Source organism: Archangium gephyra (assembly GCF_042230915.1).
GTDB lineage: Bacteria > Myxococcota > Myxococcia > Myxococcales > Myxococcaceae > Archangium > Archangium gephyra_B.
On sequence record NZ_CP102578.1, the window covers coordinates 4,852,922 to 4,875,362 of the forward strand.

Sequence of the window (22,441 nt, forward strand, 5' to 3'; positions counted from 1 at the left end):
TAGCCTGACCCCGTGCCTCCCTACGAAAGCGGACGCCGGCTCTGTCTCCTGATGGAAGCGGGCGACATCCGCTTCTCCGTCGAGGCTACCTCCGTCATGGAGGTCGCCGCGCCGGGACCCGATGAGACCAGCCTCCGGGGCGTGCTGGAGATCATGGACCTGTCCGTGCTGCTCGGCGGCGAGCCGGAGCGCACCCCGGGCATGGTCGTGGTGTTCGACGTCAGCCCCACGCTCGCCGTCCGCGTCCGCTCCATCGTCGAGGTGGTGGACGTGGCCCCGGCTCCCCACTTCCTCCTGCCCTCGGGCCTGGGAGACACCCTGGCCGCCCTCAGCCGCAGCGCCGTGCTCCACAAGGAGCGGCTCTACCTGGAGATCACCGCCGAGGCGCTCCCCCACGAGCCCGGCACCGTCAGCCCCCCTCCCAAGCTCCCCGTGCGGCTCATCGAGTTGACGCCTGAACGCTCGCTCGTCTTCGAATCGCAGGGGCGCTTGTTCGGTCTTCCACTGTCCCTGGTGTCCCAGGTGGTGACGCGGGGGCCCGCCTTCAGCGCGCTGCCGGGGCCTGGTGGCGCGGTGGCGGGCGTCATGCCCCATGGCCAGGCGCTCTGGCCCCTCTACTCGGCGCCGGCGCTGCTGGGAGGCGCCTCCGTCGCGGAGGACTTCCTGGTGCTCGCCGAGGTGGAGGGCCGCGGCCTGGGCCTGTGCGCCTCGCGCGTGCTGGGCGTCCACCCCCGCTTCGAGCCCGCAGGGGAGCCGGGGGAGTTCACCGCGCCCGGCCTCCCCGGCCCCGTGCTCTTTCTGGACCTGCGGCGCATGTTTTCTTGAGCTTCCGCTTGTTTTCTTGAAGGCCCGGGTGCCGAACCGTAAGCTGCCCGGCTTGACAGTGGGACTCCGAGTCCCGATTTCTCACCGAATTCTAGGGGGTTGGATCCCCCGAGGCCCGAACCGATGCCCAAGAATCTGCTGGTCGCCGATGACTCGCTCACCATCCGCAAGGTGATCGGGATGATCTTCGCGACCGAGGACTTTCAGGTCACCGCGGTCGACAACGGGCTGGACGCCATCACCCGGTCGCGCGAGCTGCGCCCGGATGTGGTGCTCGCGGATGTGATGATGCCGGGCAAGAACGGCTACGAGGTCTGCGAGGCGCTCAAGAACGATCCGGCCACGCAGAGCATCCCCGTGCTGTTGCTGGCTGGCACCTTCGAGGCCTTCGACGAGGCCCGCGCGCGTGCGGCCAGGGCGGACGACCACATCACCAAGCCCTTCGAGAGCCAGGTGCTGCTCGACAAGGTGAAGACGCTGGTGGGACAGAAGTCCAACACCATGCCCGCCTCCGCCGCCACCCAGGTGCTCGCGGGCGGAGCCGGGGGTTCTGCTCCTGCCCCCGCCGCCGCGCAGCCGCAGCGTCCCGCCGGGCCTCCGGGCCCTGGGGTGCCGCGTCCGCCGGGGCCGGGCATGCCGCCGGGTCCGGGCGTGCCTCCCGGGCCGGGTGCTCCGGGCATGGCCCGTCCGGGTATGCCGCCGGGGCCGGGGATGCCCGCGGGTCCGCGTCCCGGGATGCCGGGACCGGGTATGCCTCCGGGGCCGGGTGCTCCGGGCATGGCGCGTCCGGGTGGTCCTCCGGGTCCGGGGATGCCTCCGGGTCCGGGGCCGCGTCCTGGAATGCCGGGGCCGGGTATGCCGCCGGGGCCGGGCGCTCCGGGCATGGCCCGTCCGGGTGGTCCTCCGGGGCCGGGGATGCCTCCGGGTCCGGGGCCGCGTCCTGGAATGCCGGGGCCGGGCATGCCGCCGGGGCCGGGCGCTCCGGGCATGGCCCGTCCGGGTATGCCGGGGCCGGGCATGCCGCCGGGGCCGGGTGCTCCGGGCATGGCCCGTCCGGGTATGCCGGGGCCTGGGGCCGGTCCCACCGCCGGTATGCCGACGGGCGGTCTGCCCCGTCCGCCGGGCGCCTCGGCGCTGCCCACCGCCACGCCTCCTCCCTCGGCTCGCGGCAAGGATCCGTTTGGTCTCGGCTCCCCCGCGGCGCAGCCCGCTCCCGTCGAGGAGCCGGCCGAGGCGAGTGGTCTGGAAGAACTTTCTCTCGATGAGCCCGAGCCCATTGCGCCGACGCCGGCTCCGGCTCGGACCCCGGCGCCCGTCGCCGAGGCCCGGCACGCTCCCTCCGCCGATGGCGGCGAGGCCCTGCTGCGCGAGGCCCTCTCCAAGGCCTCCCGCGAGGTCATCGAGAAGATCGCCTGGGAGGTCGTTCCCCAGCTGGCCGAGACGATCATCCGCGAGGAGCTGGAGCGGTTGATCAAGGACCGCGAGACGAAGCACTGAGCTCGAATCGTCGTAGCTGCCTTCTCCACCCCGACCGGCCCTCGTCGGGCCGGTCCTTCCACCGGCCCGCGTGGGCCGGTTCTCGTTTCCAATGAGCGATACGACCGAACTTCCCAAGGCCTATGACCCGAAGGAGGTCGAGGCTCGCTGGTACGCGTGCTGGATGGAGCGGAACTACTTCCGCGCCGACGCGACCTCCGACAAGCCCTCCTTCTGCATCGTGCTTCCGCCGCCCAACGTCACGGGCAGCCTCCACCTGGGCCACGCGCTCACCGCCACCATCCAGGACATCCTCATCCGGTGGAAGCGCATGAGCGGCTTCAACGCCCTCTGGGTCCCGGGCACGGATCACGCCGGCATCGCCACCCAGATGGTGGTGGAGCGCGAGCTCAAGGAGAAGGAGAAGAAGTCCCGCCACGACCTGGGCCGCGAGAAGTTCCTCGAGCGCGTCTGGGAGTGGAAGAACAAGTACGGCAACCGCATCCGCGAGCAGCACAAGGTGCTCGGCGCCAGCCTGGACTGGAGCCGCGAGCGCTTCACCATGGATCCGGGCGTCTCCGCCGCGGTGCGCGAAGTTTTTGTCCGCCTGCACGAAGAAGGCCTCATCTACCGCGCCCAGAAGCTCATCAACTGGTGCCCCTCGTGCCACACCGCGCTCAGCGACCTGGAGGTCGAGCACGAGGAGAAGCAGGGCTCGCTCTGGCACATCCAGTACCCGGTGAAGGGCAGCGACCGGAAGCTCACCGTCGCCACCACCCGCCCGGAGACGATGCTCGGCGACACCGCCGTGGCCATCCACCCCGAGGACGAGCGCTACAAGGGACTCGCCGGCCAGTTCGTGGTGCTGCCGCTCACCGGCCGGGAAATCCCCATCATCGCCGACGCCGAGCTGGTGGACCCGGCCTTCGGCACCGGCGTGGTGAAGGTGACGCCGGCCCATGACTTCAACGACTACCAGACGGGCCTGCGGCACCACCTGCCCATGCTCAACGTGCTGGACGAGGCCGCGCGCATCAACAAGGAGGGCGGCGAGTACGCGGGCATGGAGCGCTTCGCCGCGCGCAAGAAGATCCTCGAGGACCTCACCGCCCAGGGCCTGCTGGAGAAGGAGGAGCCGCACAAGCTGTCCGTTGGCGGCTGCCAGCGGTGCGCCACCGTGGTGGAGCCGCGCCTGTCCCCGCAGTGGTTCGTGAAGATCGAGCCGCTCGCGAAGCCCGCCATCGAGGCGGTGGAGCAGGGCCGCACGAAGATCATCCCGGAGTCGTGGACCAACACGTACTTCCACTGGATGCGCAACATCCACGACTGGACCATCAGCCGCCAGCTCTGGTGGGGCCACCAGATTCCGGCCTGGTACTGCGCGGACTGCAGCCCGCGCCTGGAGGCCACCGGCGGCATCGACTACTCGCGCGCCGAGCCCATCGTCTCGCGCACGGCGCCGGAGAAGTGCCCCCAGTGCGGCGGCTCGCGCCTCGAGCAGGACCCGGACGTGCTCGACACGTGGTTCTCCTCGGGCCTCTGGCCCTTCAGCACCCTGGGCTGGCCCGAGCAGACCCCCGAGCTCAAGGCCTACTACCCCAACTCCGTCATGGAGACGGGCCACGACATCCTCTTCTTCTGGGTCGCCCGGATGATGATGTTCGGCCTGCACTTCATGAAGGACGTGCCCTTCCGCACCGTCTACCTGCACGCGATGGTGCGCGACGAGAAGGGCGAGAAGATGTCCAAGACGAAGGGGAACGTGATCGATCCCCTCGACATCGTCCTGGGCGCTCCGGCCGAGCAGCTCAACAAGAACCTGCGCAACAAGTTCCCCCAGGGCATGCCTCCCCACGGCGCGGACGCGCTGCGCTTCACCCTGGCCTCGCTCACCCAGCAGGGCCGCGACATCAAGCTCTCGCTGGACCGCGTCGCCGGCTACAAGGCCTTCGCCAACAAGCTGTGGAACGCCAGCCGCTTCGCCCTGATGAACATGGGCGAGTTCACGCTCGACAACCGGCCCATCACCGAGCGCGAGCTCACCCTGGCCGACCGGTGGATCCTCTCCCGGCTGCAGCGCGCCATCGCGCTGACCCGAACGTCGCTGGACGCCTACGCGTTCGGCGAGGCCGCCTCCACCCTCTACCAGTTCCTCTGGTCCGAGTTCTGCGACTGGTACATCGAGCTGTCCAAGGGCTCGCTCTACGGTGAGGACGCCAAGGCCAAGGACACCACCCGCGCGGTGCTCGTCTTCTGCCTGGACCGGATCCTCCGGCTGCTCCACCCGTTCATGCCCTTCATCACCGAGGAGATCTGGCAGAAGCTGCCCATGTCGCGGCCGGCCGACTCCATCATGATCGCCCCGTTCCCCGAGCCGGACACGGCGCTCGAGGACCCCGCCGCCGAGGCGGAGATGGGACCGGTCATCGCCGCCATCGAGGGCCTGCGCAACATCCGCGGCGAGAGCAACCTGCCTCCCTCGGCCCGCATCACCGCGTACGTGCAGAGCCCGGACGCGCGCACCCGCGAGCTGCTCGAGCGGTGGCGCGGCTACCTGATGCCCCTGGCCGGCCTGGGCGAGCTGCGCATCACCACTCCGGGACCCAAGCCCGCCCAGTCCGCGGCCTTCGTGGGCCCGCAGATGGAGGTCTTCGTCCCGCTCGCCGGCCTCATCGACGTGGACGCCGAGCGCGATCGCCTCACCAAGGAGATCTCCCGCTCCGAGCAGGAGGTGGGCGGCATCCAGCGCAAGCTGGACAACCCCAACTTCGTCGCCAAGGCGCCTCCGGACGTGGTGGAGAAGGACCGGGCCCGCGTCGAGGAGCTGACGGCGCGCATCTCCAAGCTGCAGGACAGCCTGAAGCGGCTCGCCCCCGACACCACCGCGCCCGCCGCCGAGGCGGAGACTCCTGCCGCCGAGCCCAAGGCCAGCCAGGCGGACGCCGAGGGTGAGGTCATCAAGGCCGAGGCGGGTGCCGTCAACGCGGAGGCCGTCGAGACCGAGGCGGGTGCCGTCGAGGCCGTGGCCGTCGAGGACGAGGACGACGAGGAGTTCGAAGAAATCGACGAGGAGTTCGACGAGGACGACGGGGACGGCCATGCGATCGGGGACACCGACGCCGGGGTGGAGCAGGCTCCGGCGAAGCCCGCGCGCAAGGGCGGCACGGCCCAGGGCACGGTGAAGGCCCAGGCCGCACCCGAGGCCTCGCCTGTCCGGGTCTCGGCGGCGAAGAAGGCTCCGGCCAAGAAGGCGGCTCCGGCCGTCAAGCCGACCCCGGCCAGCAAGGCTCCGGCCAAGAAGGCGGCTCCGGCTCCCGCGAAGAAGGCTCCGGCCAAGAAGGCGGCTCCGGCCAGCAAGGCCCCGGCGAAGAAGGCGGCTCCCGCGAAGAAGGCGGCTCCCGCGAAGAAGGCTCCGGCCAAGAAGGCGGCTCCCGCGAAGAAGGCCCCGGCCAAGAAGGCGGCTCCCGCGAAGAAGGCCCCGGCCAAGAAGGCGGCGGCCAAGAAGGCGGCTCCCGTGAAGAAGACGGCGGCCAAGAAGGCTCCCGCGAAGAAGACGGCGGCCAAGAAGGCTCCAGCCAAGAAGGCTGTTGCCACGAAGGCCCCGGCGAAGAAGGCCGCGGCCAAGAAGGCTCCGGCCAAGGCCCGGCGCTGACCTCGATCGGAGACGCGACTCACAATGGATGCCTTCCTGGATCGCCTCATCTCGCTCGCCCTGGAGGAAGACCTCGGGGCAGCGGGCGACATCACCACCGAAGCCCTCGTCCCCGTGGACGCCCAGGGCACCGCCGAGCTGATCGCCAAGGAGCGGCTCGTGCTCGCCGGACTGGACACCTTCGCCCGCGTCTTCGCGCGCGTGGACCCGGACGTCAGGATCGAGCTCCTCGCGCGCGACGGGCAGGAGGTTCAACCCAAGGCCCTCGTGGCCCGGGTGCGCGGCCGCATGCGCGCGCTCCTCACCGCTGAGCGCACCGCCCTCAACATCGTCCAGCGCACCTCGGGTATGGCCACCATGGCCCAGCAGGTCATGGGCGCCGTGCGCGGCACCAAGCTGCGCATCCTCGACACGCGGAAGACCGCTCCCGGCATGCGCTCGCTGTCCAAGCAGGCCGTGAAGGCCGGGGGCGCCTTCAACCACCGCTTCGGCCTCTTCGATGGCGTCCTCATCAAGGACAACCACATCGCGGCCGTGGGCGGCTCCGTCCGCGAGGCGCTCCGCCGCGCCCGCACCAACGCGCCTCAACTGGTGAAGATCGAGATCGAGGTCACCAACCTCGAGCAGCTCGCCGAGGCGCTGGAGGAGGGCGCGGACGTGGTGATGCTCGACAACATGGACGACGAGCAGATCCGCCGCGCCGTGGAGCTCACGGCCGGCCGCATCCCGCTCGAGGTCTCCGGCGGCATCACCCTGGAGCGCCTGCCGCGTCTGGCGAAGCTCGGCGTGGACTTCGTGTCCATGGGCGCGCTCACGCACTCGGCGCGCGCCATGGACCTGTCCCTGGAGATCGTCCAGGCGCAGTAGGCCGGCCGCTCAGCGGCTGGGGGCGAGGGCCTCGTAACGGGGCTCTCCCTCGGCCGACGCGGGGAGGCTCATCTCCAGCACAGCCGCCACGGTGGGCGCCACGTCCGTGGTGCTGATCTCCCGGGGGTAGATGCCCGGCTTCACCCCCTTGCCCGCCAGGACGAGGGGCACCAGTTGGTCATACGCATACGGGGTGCCGTGGTTGGTGCCGGAGGGCTCGGCGCTGATGACGTGGAAGGGCTTCACCACGAAGAGCACGTCGCCGCTGCGCCCCGGGTAGTAGCCCTTGCGCAGGGGCTCCACCAACCCCGCAACGTCCGGCATCGTGTAGAGGTCGTCGCGCGCCACCGCCAGGGTGATGGCCGGCTGCTTCACCAGCCAGGCCGCCGCGGCCCGACGCACCGCCGCCCCGTCCACCTTGCCGCCCTCCAGCGTCTTGCCGCCCAGGTACACGTCCAGCTCCTCGACGGTGGCGAGGACGTCCCCGCCGAACTGGGCCCGCAGCGCCTCGGTCAACCCCTTGGAGAGCACGCGCGGGTCCACCCGTTCCGCATCCACCCCCGAGGCGGCCCAGTGCTCGGGTACCGCCGCGCCGCCATGGTCCGCCGTGAGCACTACCAGCAGGTTGGCCCGGCCCCCCGCGGCCTTCTCGGCCAGTGCCACCAGGTCCCCCACCGCCTTGTCCAGCCGGTACAGCGTGTCCTGCATCTCCCACGAGTTGGGACCGTACTGGTGGAAGACGCGATCCGTGGCGCTGAAGCTCACCGCGAGCAGATCCGGCACCTCGTCCTTGCCCAGGTTCTCCCCCTCGATGGCCGCCCGGGCCGCCTTCACCACCACGTCCAGGGACAGCGGGGAGATGGCGAAGGCCGTGTAGGACTCGGGGCCGGGGGAGGGGAGGCCACCGGTGAGCCGATGCGGGAAGACGCGCCCCAGCCCGTAGTACTCGCCCTCGTAGGGCCGGTCATCCTCGCCCACGTACTCGGTGCGAGGCAGCAGCGGCTCCCACGTCTTGCTGAACCACGCCTCGGAGGGGTTGGCCGCGTTGAAGGACTTCAACCAGCCCGGCAGCTCCTTCGTGTACCAGGTGCCCGTGACGAACTTCCCCACCGTCTCGTCGTACCAGTAGGCCTGCCCGAGCCGGCCCGCCAGCGGGATGGCCGAGCGCGCCTTGCCCGACAGGGCGATGGCCTTGCCCTGCTCCTGCGTGGACAGCCGCAGCCGGTCCGCGAACGTCTCCGCCAGCAGGGTGGCCGGGCTCACGTCCTCCATGGACAGGGGCGCCTCCAGCACCGGGTGCGCCGGGTCCGGGAAGACACGCTCGGGCTTGCCCGTGGCCCGGTCGATGATCCGGTTGTCCACGATGCCGTGGCGCCAGGGGTTGGCGCCGGTGGCCAGCGTGGTGTGACCCGGCGCGGTGCGCGGCTTGGCGTAGGCATAGCGCGCGTACGGGTAGAAGGCCCCCGAGTCGATGAGCTGCCGCAGCCCTCCCTTCAGGCGCGGCTTGGTGCGCAGCAGCAGATCCGAGCCCATGGCGTCCACGGTGATGAAGAGCGTCAACCGGGGAGGCTTCGCCAGGGCGGGCAGGGCGGTGAGCAGCAGCAGCAGGGACAGGAAGCGGAGCATGGCCCTGGATCCTCCATGCCTCGTGCTCAGAAGCAACCAACTCCCGGACCCCATGCTTTCCGGGCGGACACTCCCCTGTTACGGTCGCCGCGACCCATGGTCGAGGCACGAATTCGAGTGATTTACGGCGACACGGACCAGATGGGGGTCGTGTATCACGCCAATTATTTCCGCTACTTCGAGCTCTCCCGCATCGAGTACCTCCACGCCCGCGGAGCCAGCTACCGCGACCTGGAGCGCGAGGGGCTGGCGCTGCCCGTGGTGGAGGCCACTGCCTCCTATAAGTCGCCCGCTCGCTACGAGGACATGCTGCTCGTGCGCCCCCGCGTGAGCGAGGTAAAGCGCGTGTCGCTGACCTTCACCTACGACATCTTCCGAGAGGGGGGCCCGGACACCCCCCTGTGCACCGGCCGCACCGTGCACGCCTGCGTGAGCCGCGAAGGCAAGCCCACCCGTCTGCCGGAAGCGCTCGTGCGCCTGTTGCACGAAGCGCCCTGAGTTCCCATCTCTTCACGTCGTTTCCAAGGAGACACCCAACATGGATCGCAACCTGGCAATGGAGGCCGTGCGCGTCACCGAGATGGCGGCCATCGCCTCCGCCCGGCTCATGGGCCGCGGCCACAAGAACGAGTCGGATCAGGCCGCCGTGGACGCCATGCGCCGGGCCTTTGACGCGCTGCAGATTCAGGGCACGGTGGTCATCGGCGAGGGCGAGCGCGATGAGGCCCCCATGCTCTACATCGGCGAGAAGGTGGGCCGGCGCAATCCGGAGGACCCGGAGGTGGACATCGCGCTGGATCCGCTCGAGGGCACCAACCTGTGCGCCTACGGCCGTCCGGGCAGCATCTCCGTGGTGGCCATGGCCGGCAAGGGCAAGCTGCTCAACGCGCCGGACACCTACATGGAGAAGATCGCCGTGGGCCCCCGCGCCCGGGGCGCCATCGACCTGCGCCGCAGCCCCTCGGAGAACCTCCGCGCCATCGCGGAGAAGATGAAGGTCTACGTGGCGGACCTCACCGTGGTCATCCTCGATCGCGAGCGGCACGCGGACCTCATCAAGGAGGTGCGGGCCGCGGGCGCGCGCATCCGCCTCATCGATGATGGGGACGTGGCCGGCGGCATCGCCACCTGCTTCGAGGACACCGGCGTGGACGTGCTGATGGGCATTGGCGGCGCCCCCGAGGGCGTCATCACCGCCGCGGCCATCCGCTCCACGGGCGGTGACATGCAGGGCCGCCTGGTGCCGCGCAACAACGATGAGATCGCCCGCGCCAAGCGCATGGGCATCACCGACATCTCGAAGATCTACACGGCCGAGGAGCTGGCCGGCGGCGAGGTCATGTTCGCCGCCTCCGGCGTCACCACCGGTGACTTCCTGCGCGGCGTGCGCTTCTTCGGCAGCGGGTGCGAGACGCACTCGGTGGTCATGCGCAGCAAGACCGGCACGGTGCGCTTCATCCAGTCCCGCCACCGCTTCGACACCAAGCCGGGTTACAACTTCTAGCCAACCCCCACCGAGGAGACCCGCACCATGCCTGGCGCCTCACGGAGCATCGTCGTCAACGCCCCGCCCGAGAAGGTCTACGACATCGTCATCAACTACGACCGCTACCCCGAGTGGCTCACCGAGGTGAAGAAGATCTCCACCTCGGGGCGCACCGGCAGCGAGGTGAAGGTCCACTACGAGGTGGACTTCAAGATCAAGACGATCCGCTACACCATCCTCGCCCGCGAGGAGCGGCCCAAGCGGATGTCCTGGTCCTTCGTGGAGGGCGAGGTGATGAAGGACAACAAGGGCAGCTGGGTGCTGGAGCCCGAGGGCGAGGGCCGCACCAAGGTCACCTACAGCGTGGACGTGACCGTGGGCCCGCTGGTGCCCAAGTCCATCCTCAATGCCCTGGTGGACCAGTCGCTGCCCAAGATGCTGGACGCCCTCAAGCGCCGGGCCGAGGGCGCCTAGCCCCCCGGCTTCGACGCCGTGCGGCAAATGCCCTCCGGTCCGCCGGAGGGCAGGCGGGTGGCCGGGCCGAATCCTGGAAGAGCGGTCACTCCGGATGTGCTGGGGACTCTAACGAGTTGGACCGCTTGCGGGGATCGCTGGCTCGATTACAATCCAGTCAACGTTCTCGGCGTCCGGTGGTTCGAGGCCGCTTCGTCTCCTGGACATTTCCGCCAATTCCAGGTGCCGGGTGGTAGACGGGCAAGCATGCGAGGTTGCTGGCGCGTATTCAGGTTGGAACCAGGGCCCTTACTTTGCATCTGAAGCACTCAGAAGCCGATAGGGTGGTAGGAAACCAGGAGCGGGATGGCGGGCGTACACCAGGGTACGTAGGCTGAGTGGAGAAACCGAACCCATGCTCGACGCCTTCATCATCGAGGAAATCAAGCGCCGGGAACGGAACCGGGAAGAGCGCGATCGTCCCGCGCTGGAGATCCCGCTTCCGGTCCCCGAGGATCGCCCCCGGCGCCGGTCCGACGCCGACGACGACGAGAAGCCGCAGCGCGGCGTCATCGTCATCGATCTGCTCGGCTGAACCGGCCCCACTCGTGCGTTTCCGAGGCCCGCGGCGGACGTCCTGTCACAGGGACGGCCCGCGCGGGCCTCCTGCTTTGCAGTCCCGGTGGATGCCTCACTCCGGCGCCAGCGGCAGCAGCTGGCGGGGGTGGTAGAGCGTCCCGAGCGGCCCCGAGCCGGGGCCCATCGACTCCAGCACGCCCTGCCGCCATTCAGACGGGATGGCCTCCTCGCCGTGCAATGCGCCCAGCAGCGCTCCGGCGACGGCCCCGTTCACGTCCGCGTCTCCTCCCCGGTTGATGACGTCCACCAGCCCGGCCTCGAAGCTGGGGGCGTGCAGCACTTCCCAGTAGGCCAGCCGGAAGGCCACCCGCACATGGTCCTGCTTGCGGTGCATGTGCAGGTCCGGCCAGTAGAGCATCGGGTCGTCCTTCTGGGCCGCGGCCAGGTCCTCCTTGAGGGCCTCGGTGGCGGCGGTGACTTCCTGGACGTAGTCGGCGGCCGAGCGGCCGAGGATCGCGCTGCCCACCGTCAGGCCGCTCATCGCGGCGGTGAGGAGATCCTCCTTCTTCAACCGCTCGCCCGCGGTGAGGGCGTGCGCGATGGAGCCGTTGAAGGCGGCACACGCCAGCTGGCAGCGCGGGTCGAAGTGCGTGAGCGCCGAGTCCGCGAGCGAGGCCTGGACGCGGGCCTGGGTGTCCTCGTGGAAGAAGACGCCGAGCGGGGCGGTGCGCGCCAGGCTGCCGTTGTGCGCCACGCGCCGCATGCCCTTCAGCCAGAAGCGCCGCCCGGCCGTCGCCTTGGGCAGGCCGGACTCGGCCACCTCCGTCAGCACCTCGGTCATGTACTCGCTCATGCCCGGAGCGTGCCCCTGCCAGGCGAGGTAGCGGCGCAGCTGCTGATCCGCGTCGTACGTCCCCAGCTCGCGCAGGCCGACGCCCAGGCAGCTCGCCAGCTGTCCACTCTCACCCACCTGGCCCTTGCGCAGCTCGAAGGGGCCACCGCCCTTGAGCCACCGGTGGGGCCCGTCCGCCAGCTGCGGAAAGGGTGGGGCGGGGAGCAGCCGCGCCTTCAAGGGGGTGCCGAGTGCATCCCCCACGGCGAGCCCCAGCAGGGTGCCCCGGCCACGCTGGCTCGGGTACGGGTCATGTTGAGGGTGGACGGGTCGGCGTGGGGGCGGCATGCGGTGAAGGACGAGGCTTTCAGGGGGTCGACAGTGTAGCAGTCCTCCCATCGAGCAAGCTTGCGAGGGCTGGAAGCGTCCTCTAGAACCCCGCGCCATGACCGAGATCGCTCAAATCGTGGCGCGTGAAGTGCTCGACTCCCGCGGCAACCCCACCGTGGAGGCCGAGGTCTTTCTGGCGGGTGGGGCCAAGGGCCGTGCGGCGGTACCGTCCGGTGCGTCCACCGGTGAGCACGAGGCGCTCGAGCTGCGGGATGGGGAGAAGGACCGCTACCTGGGCAAGGGCGTGCGCAAGGCCGTCACTCACATCATGGACACCATCGCCCCCGAGCTGGTGGGCATGGACGCGGCGGACCAGTACGCGGTGGACCAGCAGATGCTGGAGATGGATGGCACGCCCACCAAGAGCAAGCTGGGCGCCAACTCCATCCTCGCGGTGTCCATGGCCACGGCGCGCGCGGCGGCGGATGCCTTCGGCATGCCCTTCTACCGCTACATTGGCGGCGCCCAGGCCCGCACCCTGCCGGTGCCGCTGATGAACATCCTCAACGGCGGCGCCCATGCCGACACCCGCGTGGACGTGCAGGAGTTCATGGTGGTGCCCGCGGGCGCTCCCTCGTTCTCCGAGGGCCTGCGCTGGGGCGCCGAGGTGTTCCACGCCCTGAAGAAGATCCTCAAGGGCCGCAAGCTGGCCACCGGCGTCGGCGACGAGGGCGGCTACGCCCCGGACCTGCCGGCCAACGAGGAGGCCCTCAAGCTCATCATGGAGGCCATCTCCGCGGCGGGCTTCAAGGCCGGTGAGCAGATGTTCCTCGCGCTGGACGTGGCCGCCAGCGAGTTCTTCGACAAGGGCACCAAGAAGTACCGCCTCAAGGGCGAGGGCAAGGAGTTCGATGCCAAGGGCATGCTGGACTACTACCAGCAGCTCGTGTCGCGCTACCCCATCGTCTCCATCGAGGACGGCATGGCCGAGGACGACTGGGAGGGGTGGAAGGGCCTCACCGACGCGCTCGGCAACAAGATCCAGCTGGTGGGCGATGATCTCTTCGTCACCAACGTGGAGCGCCTGGGCCGCGGCATCCAGGGCGGCGTGGCCAACTCCATCCTGGTGAAGGTGAACCAGATCGGCAGCCTCACGGAGACCTTCGACGCGGTGCGCATGGCGCACAAGGCCGGCTACTCCTCGGTGATGAGCCACCGCTCGGGCGAGACCGAGGACACCACCATCGCGGACCTGGCCGTGGCGCTCGACTGCGGGCAGATCAAGACGGGCTCGGCGTCGCGCTCGGATCGCGTCGCCAAGTACAACCAGCTGCTGCGCATCGAGCAGGAGCTGGGCGCCGGCGCGCGTTACGCGGGCAAGCGGGCCATCAAGGGCCTGAAGTAAGGAAAAGAGCGAGACGTGGCCGACAAGAAACCCCGCATCCTGGTCTCCAACGACGACGGCTACTTCTCCGAGGGCCTGCGCGCCCTGGTGGACGCGGTGAGCCCGCTGGGGGAGGTCTGGGTGGTGGCGCCGGACCGCGAGCAGAGCGCGGCTTCCCACGCCATCTCCCTCAACCGCCCCCTGCGCATCACCGAGATCCGGGAGCGGTGGTACGCCGTGGACGGGACCCCGGCGGACAGCGCTTATCTGGCGATCCATCACCTCATGAAGGATGATCGCCCGCGGATCATGGTGTCTGGCATCAACCACGGGGCCAACCTGGCCGACGACGTCAACTACTCGGGAACGGTGGCGGCTGCCCGGGAGGCGGCGCTGCTGGGGATTCCCTCGATCGCCTTCAGCCTGGCGTCGCGCGCACCGTTCGACTTCCAGCACGGGGCGCGCTTCGCCCGCTCGCTGGTGGCGGCGGCGCTCGCCCAGCCCCAGCTCCCGGCCCGGATGCTGCTCAGCGTCAACATCCCCCGGGGCGAGCCGACCGGCTACGCCATCACCCGGCTGGGCCGCCACTCGTACGGCTACGACGTGGTGGAGAAGGAGGACCCTCGCGGCCGCAAGTACTACTGGATCGGCGGCAGCTCCTACGAGCACGAGGACATCCCCGGCAGCGACTGCAACGCCGTCTTCCTGGAGCGCCGCATCTCGGTGACGCCGCTCAACTTCGAGCTCACCGACACCCCGGCCCTGGCGGTCCTGGCGGGTTGGAACCTCGAGGGCTTCCCACGTCGCGACGTGGGCAGGGGAGGCGACTGAGGTTGGCGGTGGCGGGAGCCAGCCCGGCGCGGGCAGCGTGCTTCATGCTGCTCGCGCTCCTCGCCACCACCGGTTGCGCGGTGGCGCCGGGCTCCACCCGTCCCACCCCCGCTCCCGCCGCCGAGCCCGCTCCCTCCGAGCCGCCTCCCATGGCGCTCGGAGAGCTGCGCGAGCCGCACCCGGAGCCGGAGCTCGTCTCCGTCCGGCATACGGTGGCTCCCGGCGAGACGATGTACCGGATCTCCCGCACCTACGGCATCACCGTGGAGGAGCTGTCCGAGGCCAACGGCATCTCCGATCCGCGCTCCCTCGTCGTAGGCCAGGAGTTGATCATCCCCGGCTTCGAGAAGAGGGTGGCGCCCGACAAGGACAGGGGACAAGCGGTACAGGGCCCGAAGCCTCCCGCGTCCGGGAGTCCGGCCCCGGCGAGGCCCCCCGTCGTCGTCACGGCGCCGTCCCGCCAGGCCCCCCCGGCGCCGTCCCGCCCCGTGCCGGAGACGAAGGGGATGCTGGATTGGCCCCTGCGGGGCGTGCTGTACGCCCGCTTCGGGAAGAAGGGCCGCGAGCCGCATGATGGCATCGACCTCGCGGCGCCCGCGGGCACGCCGGTGAAGACCGCCCAGGAAGGCTCGGTGCTGTACGCGGGCGAGCAGCGCGGCTACGGGCTCATCGTCATCATCCAGCACTCCGAGCACCTCATCACGCTCTACGCGCACAACCGCGACCTGCGCGTGCGCACCGGCCAGAAGGTGCGGCGCGGCCAGGTCATCGCCACCGTGGGCGAGTCCGGCAAGACGAGCGGCCCCCAGCTCCACCTGGAGGTGCGGGTTGGTGGCAAGCCGGTGGATCCGCTCGACTATCTGGGTCCGCTGCCGTCGTCCTGAGCGGGCCCGGTTGCCGTCCGGGTGGACACCCGTGGTAGGGGATCCCCCATGAGTCTGATCCACGCCGCGAAGATCGCCCTCGAGTCCCTGGTCTCGGAGCCCCATCCGCCGGCCCCTGAGCGCTCCAGTCTGGCGGCCCTGCCTCCGGCGCGGCAGGTGCTACCGTCCGGCTTCCTGCTGGGCGCCGCCACCGCCAGCCACCAGGTGGAGGGCGGCAACGACAACGACTGGGCCGAGTGGGAGAAGGGCTCGTTCCCGGACGGCACCCCGCACATCAAGCACCGGGACGTGTCCGGGGCGGCGTGCGACTCGTGGAACCGCTTCGCCAGCGACGTGACGCTGCTGCGCGAGCTGGGGGCCAATGCCTACCGGCTGTCGGTGGAGTGGAGCCGGCTCGAGCCCCAGGAGGGCGTGTGGAACGAGGCGGCGGCGGACCGGTACCTCGAGTGGATGCGGATGCTGCGCGCCCAGGGCATCCAGCCCATGGTGACGCTCAGCCACTTCACCCTGCCGCGCTGGGTGGCCGCCGAGGGCGGGTGGGCCAATGAGAAGACGGTGGAGCGGATCGCCGCCTTCACCCGGCGGGTGGCCCGCAAGCTGGGCTCCGAGGTGGACCTGTGGTGCACCCTCAACGAGCCCAACGTGCTGATGACGTTCGGCTACATGCAGGGCACCTGGCCGCCGGGGCTGAAGGACGGGAAGCTGGGGCTGCAGGTGCTGGCGCGGCAGATTCGCGCCCATGCCCGCATGGCGCGGGAGCTGCGCGAGAACGACACGGTGGACGCGGACGGGGACGGCCACGCCACGCGGGTGGGCATCGCGCACCACGTGCGCATCTTCCAGCCGGCCACGCGCTCGCCGATGGACCGGATGATGGCGGGCATCACGGATCGCCTCTTCAACCAACTGCTGGTGGACGTGCACCGCACGGGCCGCATCCAGATCTCCGTGCCGGGCATGGCGGACATCGACGAGACGGTGCCGGACTTGAAGGGCTCGTACGACTTCCTGGGGCTCAACTACTACTCGCGGGACATGGTGCGCGCGGACTTCCGCAGCCCCACGCTCTCACGCCAGTACGTGGCCGAGGGGCGGCCGGTGAACGACCTGGGCTGGGACATCTACCCCGAGGGCCTCTACCAGGCGCTCAAGCGTTACGGGCGGGCGGGCCTTCCCATCTACATCACCGAGAACGGCATGGCGGACGGGAAGGGGGAGCGCCGGTCCGGCTTCCTACGCGAGCACTTCGAGGCACTGGTGCGCGCGGCCCACGAGGGCGTGGACGTGCGCGGCTACTTCCACTGGTCCCTCCTGGACAACTTCGAATGGGCCGAGGGCTACGAGCCGCGCTTCGGCCTGTTCCGGGTGGACTACAACAGCCCGGACAAGCAGCGGGTGCCGACGCCAGCGGTGGCCACCTTCCAGGAACTGGCGCGCGGCCTGGGGTTGAGCCCGCAGGCGCGCACGGACGCGGCCTAGAAGACGAAGTCCTGCTGGAAGGCGAAGCCCAGGCCCACGAAGGGAATGGCCTGGGACGTCTCCTGGCCGGCGCGGTAGCGGTGGCTCACGTGCCATGCCGCCGTGACGAAGGCGGTGGGGTGGTTGAAGGACGAGTAGCCGCCGTCGTGGAAGGTGTAGGCCACGAGCGCGCCCAGGCGCATGTTGGCGTTGTTCGCGGCCTTCACGTCCTCGCCAGGCCGGAAGTTCTCCTCGTCATAGAAGGGCAGGAGGTAGCGGAAGGTGGCGCCCAACGTCAGCGGGCCGGCGAAGTAGACGAGGTTGACCTCCTCCGTGAGCATCCAACCGCGGCCGGGGAGCAGGGTGTCCGGGCCGGCGTCGTACCAGAGCGTGTCCCCGCCCCGCAGGCGCATGTTGAAGTAGTCGAGCGTGACGACGTTCTGCAGGGCGATGGGCCCGATCTGGGCCTGCAAGGTCGGCTGCAGCATGGCGTGCCAGCCGGTGGTGCCGTAGGTCTGTTGGGACTCGGTGTTCGCGCGCTGCACGGCGTCGGAGAACTCGTCCAGCGGGGAGCGGAAGGACTGGAGCATGCCGGCGGTGCCGAAGAAACCGTAGGCATCCACCAGGGCCTTGAGGTTGAAGACGGCGATGGGCTGCCACTGCACCATCGGCCCCACCGCCGTGTAGCAGGGGTTGAGGCGCACCTGGCCGCCCAGGCCCAGGAAGGTGTCACGCCAGAGGATGTCCTCGCTCTGACCCAGACGCTGCGTGTGACTGATGCGCAACTTGTACTCGGCCACCGTCGGATTGACGCCGCCGCCAACGAAGTGATCGAGGTTGAGCCGCCGCGCGGGCATGCCGGTCAACGGAGGCGTGGGGCGCGGAACCTCGGGCGTGTCCCCGGTGGGACCCTCCGCCAGCGCGTTGGAACCCAGGAGTAGCAGGCCGCACAGCAGGCTACGGGCACAGGCGGAGGAAGGCATGGGGCCCTCTTTCCTTCGTGGGGGGCTCCGGGGCATCGTGTGGACTGAAACGCGCCGGGGCCGGAATGGGCCCCCATGCTACATCAGGAATGAGGCGACCTTGGAAGCCACGGCCGCGGTGCTACCCAACGAGTCCAGACGGCTGGGTACGCTCGAGCAGCTTTATCTGACGTTCTTCTGGTTCTCGAGCAACGTGCACTGGGGCGCCATCCTCACCATCCTGGTGCAGTCCCAGGTGCTCGTCATGGTGGGGGACGAGTCGAAGGGCGCCGGAGTGGGGACGGTGATCGCCATTGGCTCCATCACCGGCATCCTCGTGCCGCCCCTGCTGGGCACCTGGAGCGACCGGGTGCGGCTGCGCATGGGACGGCGGCGGCCCTTCATGCTGGTGGGCACGGCGCTCAACCTGGTGGCGCTGGTGGGCATGGCCACCTTTCCCTTCCTGAAGACGGACAGCCTGTGGGGCTTCACGGGGGCGTATTGGTTGTACGTGGGGGCCTACCTCATGGCCAACTTCGCCAACAACGTCGCCACGGCTCCCTACACGGCCCTCATGCCGGACGTGGTGCCCCCGGAGCAGCGGGGCTCCGTGGCCGGGTGGTACGGGCTGATGACGCTCCTGGGCAATGGCGTGGGCATGGGCCTCGCGAGCTCCATGGTGAGCCAGCAGGCCTCCCTGGGCGAGTTCCAGGGGCAGGTCTACCGCGTCTACCTGCTCATCGGTTTCATCCTGGTGGTGGGCGTGCTCATCACCGTGCTGGGCACGCGCGAGCAGCCGCTCACCACCGCGCCCAAGCCCGTCCACTGGGGCTCGTTCCTCAAGGGCTTCGTGGCGCCGTTCCGCTCGCGGGACTTCCGCTGGGTGTTCCTCACCCGGATGCTGATGTCGATGGGCGTGTTCAGCGTCCAGAGCTTCCTCATGTTCTATCTGCGGGACGTGGTGAAGGACTTCTCGGTGTTCGGCCGGCCCCTGGCCACGACGCCGGAGCTGGCCGTGCTGGGCGTGTTGGGCCTGCTGCTGTTGCTGGCCCTGCCCAGCACGTTGATCGCCGGAAAGCTCTCGGACCGGTACGGGCGCAAGCGCGTGGTCTACGTCGCCGGAGCCATCCAGGCGGTGGTGGCCGCGGGCTTCATCGTCACCGGCAACTACCTGGCGGCGCTCTTCATCGGCGCGCTGTTCGGCGTCGGCTACGGTGCCTACGAGAGCGTGAACTGGGCGCTGGCCACGGACGTGCTGCCGGACATGGACGACGCCGCGAAGGACATGGGCATCTGGCACATGGCCCTCACCGTGCCGCAGTTCCTGGCTACGCCCATCGCCGGGTGGCTGCTGGACACCTTCAATGCCTTCGGGAAGCAGGGCGGCCGGCCCACGCTGGGCTATACCGTCATCTTCTCCCTGGCCATCGTCTACTTCTCGCTGGGCACCGTGTTCGTGTCCCGGGTGAAGAAGGCGAACTGAGCCCTCCCGTCCGAGGCCCCGGACGGCCTGAAGGCAACCCGGGCGGGCAGGGGGGCCCCTGTCAGGCCCGCTTCTCGCCGCCCTGGGGGCGCCGTCTGGTACTAGAGTGACGCCCCCGTGAGTCGCCTGCCGCCACTCCTGCTCGTCCTCCTGCTCGCCCCGGCCGCCTGGGGCCAGCCGTCCTCCCCGCCACCGGAGGCCGTGACGCCCGCCGCGGAGTCCCCTCCCGCAGCGGTGGAGGTGGAGCCCGCTCCCGTCCTCACCGTCATCCTCCTCCCCCTGGAGAGCAACGCGGAGGCCCGGGAGCAGGCCGCTGGCGTGTCGGCGCTCCTCGTGAGCCGGCTCGCTGAGTCTTCCCGCCTCGCCGTGTCCACCGCATCGGATCAGGAAGCCGTCCGCAGCGCGGGCGTCTGCGCGGCGGGCCCGTGCCCCGAGGCCGCTCCCGGTACGCCCGGCTCCAGCAAGGCGCGCTACCTCATCACCGGCCGGCTCGATGGCTTCGGCTCCCGCTATGTCCTCACCACCAGCGTCGTGGACTCGGAGAGCGGGCGCGCCCTGGGCCGGCCTCGCCTCGAGGTGGCCGCACGGGAGGCCCTGCCTCGCGCCGCCGTGTCGGTCGCGGATCAGCTGCTCGCCACCCTCATCCCGGAGCCTACCGAGCGCGCGATCGTCAAGGCGCCTACCGTCACGAAGGTCCCCGGAACGGGCTCGTTCCTCTTCGGCGTGCGATTCAACAACAGCCTCATCTCCAACCTCTCCACGTTCAACCCCGGTGGCGACGTGGAGATCGGCTTCCAGTTCCATCCCGAATGGGTCGTTTTCGGGCAGGTGGGCCTCTCCTACGTGACGGCGCAGGAGGCGGGACGCAAGGGCGGCCTCAACGTCCTGCCCAGCGTGCTCGGCCTGCGCCACTACCACAACGTCGAGCGCACCTTCCGCCCGTACTGGGGGCTGGGCCTCGGCGTGCAGCTGTCCTTCGGCGAGTTCGGCATCTTCCGGCAGACCGGCCCGCTCCCCACCGTCATCGGCTTCTTCGGTTGCGAGTACCTCATCGCCGGCCACCTCGGCATTCAGCTCGAGGCCTCCACCAACCTCGCCCAGGCCACGCTCGGCCTCTCCGATGGGGGACTGGGCAGTGGCCTCAACCTCGAACTCAACGCCGGCATCGGCTGGCACTTCTGAGCCCGGAGCTCCCCCCATGCACCCGCGCTGGCGTGTCCTGTCCCTGCTTGCCCTCCTCGCCGCTGGTTGCGAGGACCGTCCCTCGCAGCCCCCTCCCAAGGATCAGGCCGAGGGCTACTACGTGAAGGGCACCACCGAGTACCTCCAGGGCAAGTTCGAGGACGCCCTGGCCTCCTTCAACACCATGAAGGAGCTGTCCCCGGACGATCCCCGCCTGCCCGCGGCCATCGGCGAGGTCTACCTGTCCATGGGCCGCCTCAACGAGGCCTCCGCCCAGTTCGAGCTCGCCCTCAAGCGGGACTCCAAGCGCTCCACCAATTGGAGCCGGCTCGGCTTCATCCATGCCCAGCTCGGCCGGACCGAGGAGGCCCAGAACGCCTTGCGCAAGGCGCTCGCTCTGCACCCCAAGGACTTCAACGCCCTGGAGCAACTGGCGGAGATCCACGCCAAGCGCGGCGAGAAGGACGCCGCCGTGAAGCACTTCGCCCTCGCCGCCGAGGCCTGCCCGGATGCCAGCAAGACGCCCCTCGTGCTGCGCGCCGTGGACGTGCTCACCGAGGACGGGCGCCATGCCGAGGCCCTCCTGCTCCTGGGTGAGTGGACGGGGAAGGGGGTGCGGACTCCCGAGCTGCTCACCGCGCTCGGCGACGAGCAGGTGCGGGCCGGCCAGCTCCTCCCCGCCGCGGCGTCCTACCGCGATGCCGCCAGCGCCTCTCCCAAGGACCCCACGTTGTGGGAGCTCGTCGGGGAGATCTACACGAAGCTGGAGAAGCCGGAGGAGGCGCTCGCGGCCTACCGCGAGTCCCTGCGCGTGCAGGAGCGCGCCGTCATCCACGTGGCCATGGCGCGCCTCCACCTGGGCCGCAACGAGCGCCCGGCCGCCGAGCAGGAACTGCAGCGCGCCCTCGAGACCGTCTCCGGCTCGGACATCCGCGAGCTCACCGAGCTGGCGGAGCTGCTCTCCACGTTCGGTCGCAAGCCGGACGCCTTGCGCATCCTCACCAGCCTGAGCGCCGAGCCGGACCACGCCAAGGAGCTGGACCTACAGCTGCGCACCGCGGCCCTCGCCCAGGAGCTGAAGGACGAGGCCACCGTCCGCACGGTGTGTGAACGGATCGCCAGCAGTGGGGTGAAGCTCAAGAAGTGCCCCTGAGCAACGCCCGGAGCGGAAAAGTGCGGCGCAGCCGCCCGGCGCATTCCACTTCTCGTCGGCGAGAAGTGAAACGGGGTGGGTGCATTCCACTTCTCGCCGGCGAGAAGTGAAACGGGGTGGGTGCATTCCACTTGTCGCCGACGACAAGTGAAACGCAACAGGCCCCATCCACTTGTCGCCGGCGACAAGTGAAAGGGGCCTGGAGCAATCCACTTCTCACCGGTGAGAAGTGGAATGGGGTGGGCTAGTTCTTGCCGCCCGGGAGCTTGCGGTACACGCCGACCACCTGGCCCAGGATCATCGTCGAGCGGAAGTCCGCCTTGCTCACGTAGATGGGCTGCATGGTGGCGTTGGCCGGCTGGAAGCGGATGCGATCGCCCTCCGGGTAGTAGCGCTTCACCGTGGCCTCGTCCTCGATGAGCGCCACCACGATGTCCCCGGCCTGGGCCTGCGGCGTCTTGCGGACGAAGAGGTAGTCCCCGTCGAAGATGCCGTCGTCGATCATCGAGTTGCCCTTCACGCGGAGTGCGAACACCTCGCGTCCCTGACCGCCCAGCAGGAAGCTGTCGATCCGGACCGAGTCCTCCACGTTCTCCTGGGCCAGCAGGGGGGCACCCGCCGCCACCTTGCCCAGCAGGGGGATCTCGATCAGCCCCGACTCCTTCTTCACGCCCAGGCCGAGCAGCAGCCGCGCCCGCTTGGTGGGCACCAGGGAGCGGCTCTGCTGCTCGCCCCGGTTGAGGTAGCCCTTGCGCTCGAGTGCCTTGAGGTGATCGTTCACCCCGTTGGTCGAGCGGATGTCCATCTCCTCGCCAATCTCCCGGATGGTCGGCGGGAAGCCCCGCGACTCCGTCTCCTTGACGATGAAGGCCAGGATTTCCCGCTGGCGTTCAGTCAGCTCTTCCATGCCTCGCTCCCTCGTCTGGTGGGCAACCCACCCGCGCAACAAACTTTCAGTACCCTCATGCTCCCTGAACA

At 69.8% G+C, this 22,441-nt stretch carries 19 protein-coding genes; 15 read left to right on the plus strand and 4 right to left on the minus strand.

The features are described 5' to 3' along the window. The first annotated feature begins 12 nt into the window (after positions 1–12). The 4 genes from NR798_RS19300 (at position 13) to nadC (ending at position 6,820) form a co-directional block, all read left to right on the plus strand. Positions 13–825: a chemotaxis protein CheW gene (locus NR798_RS19300; RefSeq protein WP_375772953.1), complete on the plus strand. Its 813-nt coding sequence runs from the start codon at positions 13–15 to the stop codon at positions 823–825. A 123-nt stretch (positions 826–948) separates the two neighbouring features. Continuing rightward, positions 949–2,322, plus strand: coding sequence for a response regulator (locus tag NR798_RS19305; RefSeq protein WP_375772954.1), 1,374 nt, complete (start codon positions 949–951; stop codon positions 2,320–2,322). 91 nt (positions 2,323–2,413) lie between these two features. After that, positions 2,414–5,953, plus strand: a complete 3,540-nt coding sequence (locus NR798_RS19310) for a valine--tRNA ligase (protein WP_375772955.1) — start codon at positions 2,414–2,416, stop codon at positions 5,951–5,953. A gap of 24 nt (positions 5,954–5,977) precedes the next feature. After that, complete coding sequence (nadC, locus tag NR798_RS19315; protein WP_375772956.1) at positions 5,978–6,820, plus strand: carboxylating nicotinate-nucleotide diphosphorylase; 843 nt, start codon at positions 5,978–5,980, stop codon at positions 6,818–6,820. 9 nt (positions 6,821–6,829) lie between these two features. On the opposite strand, the gene NR798_RS19320 is transcribed toward nadC, so the two are convergent. Continuing rightward, positions 6,830–8,446, minus strand: a complete 1,617-nt coding sequence (locus NR798_RS19320) for an alkaline phosphatase family protein (protein ID WP_375772957.1) — start codon at positions 8,444–8,446, stop codon at positions 6,830–6,832. Positions 8,447–8,542: 96 nt separating this feature from the next. On the opposite strand from NR798_RS19320, the gene NR798_RS19325 reads away from it, so the two are divergent. From NR798_RS19325 to NR798_RS19340, 4 genes are all read left to right on the plus strand, one after another. Next, positions 8,543–8,944, plus strand: coding sequence for an acyl-CoA thioesterase (locus NR798_RS19325; RefSeq protein WP_375772958.1), 402 nt, complete (start codon positions 8,543–8,545; stop codon positions 8,942–8,944). Between the two features lie 40 nt (positions 8,945–8,984). Beyond that, entirely contained in the window at positions 8,985–9,950 is a 966-nt protein-coding gene (glpX, locus tag NR798_RS19330) for a class II fructose-bisphosphatase (protein ID WP_375772959.1), read from the plus strand. Between the two features lie 27 nt (positions 9,951–9,977). Beyond that, positions 9,978–10,406, plus strand: coding sequence for a type II toxin-antitoxin system RatA family toxin (locus NR798_RS19335; RefSeq protein ID WP_375772960.1), 429 nt, complete (start codon positions 9,978–9,980; stop codon positions 10,404–10,406). 394 nt (positions 10,407–10,800) lie between these two features. After that, the gene (locus NR798_RS19340) at positions 10,801–10,980 is read left to right on the plus strand and encodes a hypothetical protein (protein ID WP_375772961.1); all 180 of its coding nucleotides are present in this window, start codon (positions 10,801–10,803) and stop codon (positions 10,978–10,980) included. 96 nt (positions 10,981–11,076) lie between these two features. Here NR798_RS19340 and NR798_RS19345 read toward each other — a convergent pair whose 3' ends face one another. Continuing rightward, positions 11,077–12,195 carry an ADP-ribosylglycohydrolase family protein gene (locus NR798_RS19345; RefSeq protein WP_375772962.1) on the minus strand — a complete coding sequence of 373 codons (1,119 nt, stop codon included), beginning with the start codon at positions 12,193–12,195 and terminating at the stop codon, positions 11,077–11,079. Positions 12,196–12,241: 46 nt separating this feature from the next. Here NR798_RS19345 and eno point away from each other — a divergent pair, with 46 nt between their 5' ends. From eno to NR798_RS19365, 4 genes are read left to right on the plus strand one after another with little or no spacing between them, the layout of a single operon-like run. Continuing rightward, entirely contained in the window at positions 12,242–13,531 is a 1,290-nt protein-coding gene (gene eno, locus NR798_RS19350) for a phosphopyruvate hydratase (protein WP_375772963.1), read from the plus strand. 15 nt (positions 13,532–13,546) lie between these two features. Further along, complete coding sequence (gene surE / locus NR798_RS19355; RefSeq protein ID WP_375772964.1) at positions 13,547–14,341, plus strand: 5'/3'-nucleotidase SurE; 795 nt, start codon at positions 13,547–13,549, stop codon at positions 14,339–14,341. A gap of 44 nt (positions 14,342–14,385) precedes the next feature. Beyond that, on the plus strand, positions 14,386–15,225 hold the full coding sequence (locus NR798_RS19360) for a peptidoglycan DD-metalloendopeptidase family protein (RefSeq protein WP_375772965.1): 840 nt from the start codon (positions 14,386–14,388) through the stop codon (positions 15,223–15,225). A gap of 48 nt (positions 15,226–15,273) precedes the next feature. Then, positions 15,274–16,704, plus strand: a complete 1,431-nt coding sequence (locus NR798_RS19365; protein ID WP_375772966.1) for a glycoside hydrolase family 1 protein — start codon at positions 15,274–15,276, stop codon at positions 16,702–16,704. Here the strand turns inward: NR798_RS19365 and NR798_RS19370 are convergent. Beyond that, positions 16,701–17,666 carry a hypothetical protein gene (locus NR798_RS19370; RefSeq protein WP_375772967.1) on the minus strand — a complete coding sequence of 322 codons (966 nt, stop codon included), beginning with the start codon at positions 17,664–17,666 and terminating at the stop codon, positions 16,701–16,703. The two genes, NR798_RS19365 and NR798_RS19370, sit on opposite strands and share 4 nt — an antisense overlap. 100 nt (positions 17,667–17,766) lie before the next feature. Here NR798_RS19370 and NR798_RS19375 point away from each other — a divergent pair, with 100 nt between their 5' ends. The 3 genes from NR798_RS19375 (at position 17,767) to NR798_RS19385 (ending at position 21,463) form a co-directional block, all read left to right on the plus strand. Continuing rightward, complete coding sequence (locus tag NR798_RS19375) at positions 17,767–19,128, plus strand: MFS transporter (protein WP_375772968.1); 1,362 nt, start codon at positions 17,767–17,769, stop codon at positions 19,126–19,128. A gap of 117 nt (positions 19,129–19,245) precedes the next feature. Next, on the plus strand, positions 19,246–20,310 hold the full coding sequence (locus tag NR798_RS19380) for a hypothetical protein (protein WP_375772969.1): 1,065 nt from the start codon (positions 19,246–19,248) through the stop codon (positions 20,308–20,310). 16 nt (positions 20,311–20,326) lie between these two features. Then, on the plus strand, positions 20,327–21,463 hold the full coding sequence (locus NR798_RS19385; protein ID WP_375772970.1) for a tetratricopeptide repeat protein: 1,137 nt from the start codon (positions 20,327–20,329) through the stop codon (positions 21,461–21,463). Positions 21,464–21,707: 244 nt separating this feature from the next. Here the strand turns inward: NR798_RS19385 and lexA are convergent, their stop codons facing one another. Then, positions 21,708–22,370, minus strand: a complete 663-nt coding sequence (lexA, locus tag NR798_RS19390) for a transcriptional repressor LexA (RefSeq protein WP_375772971.1) — start codon at positions 22,368–22,370, stop codon at positions 21,708–21,710. Positions 22,371–22,441: the final 71 nt, after the last annotated feature.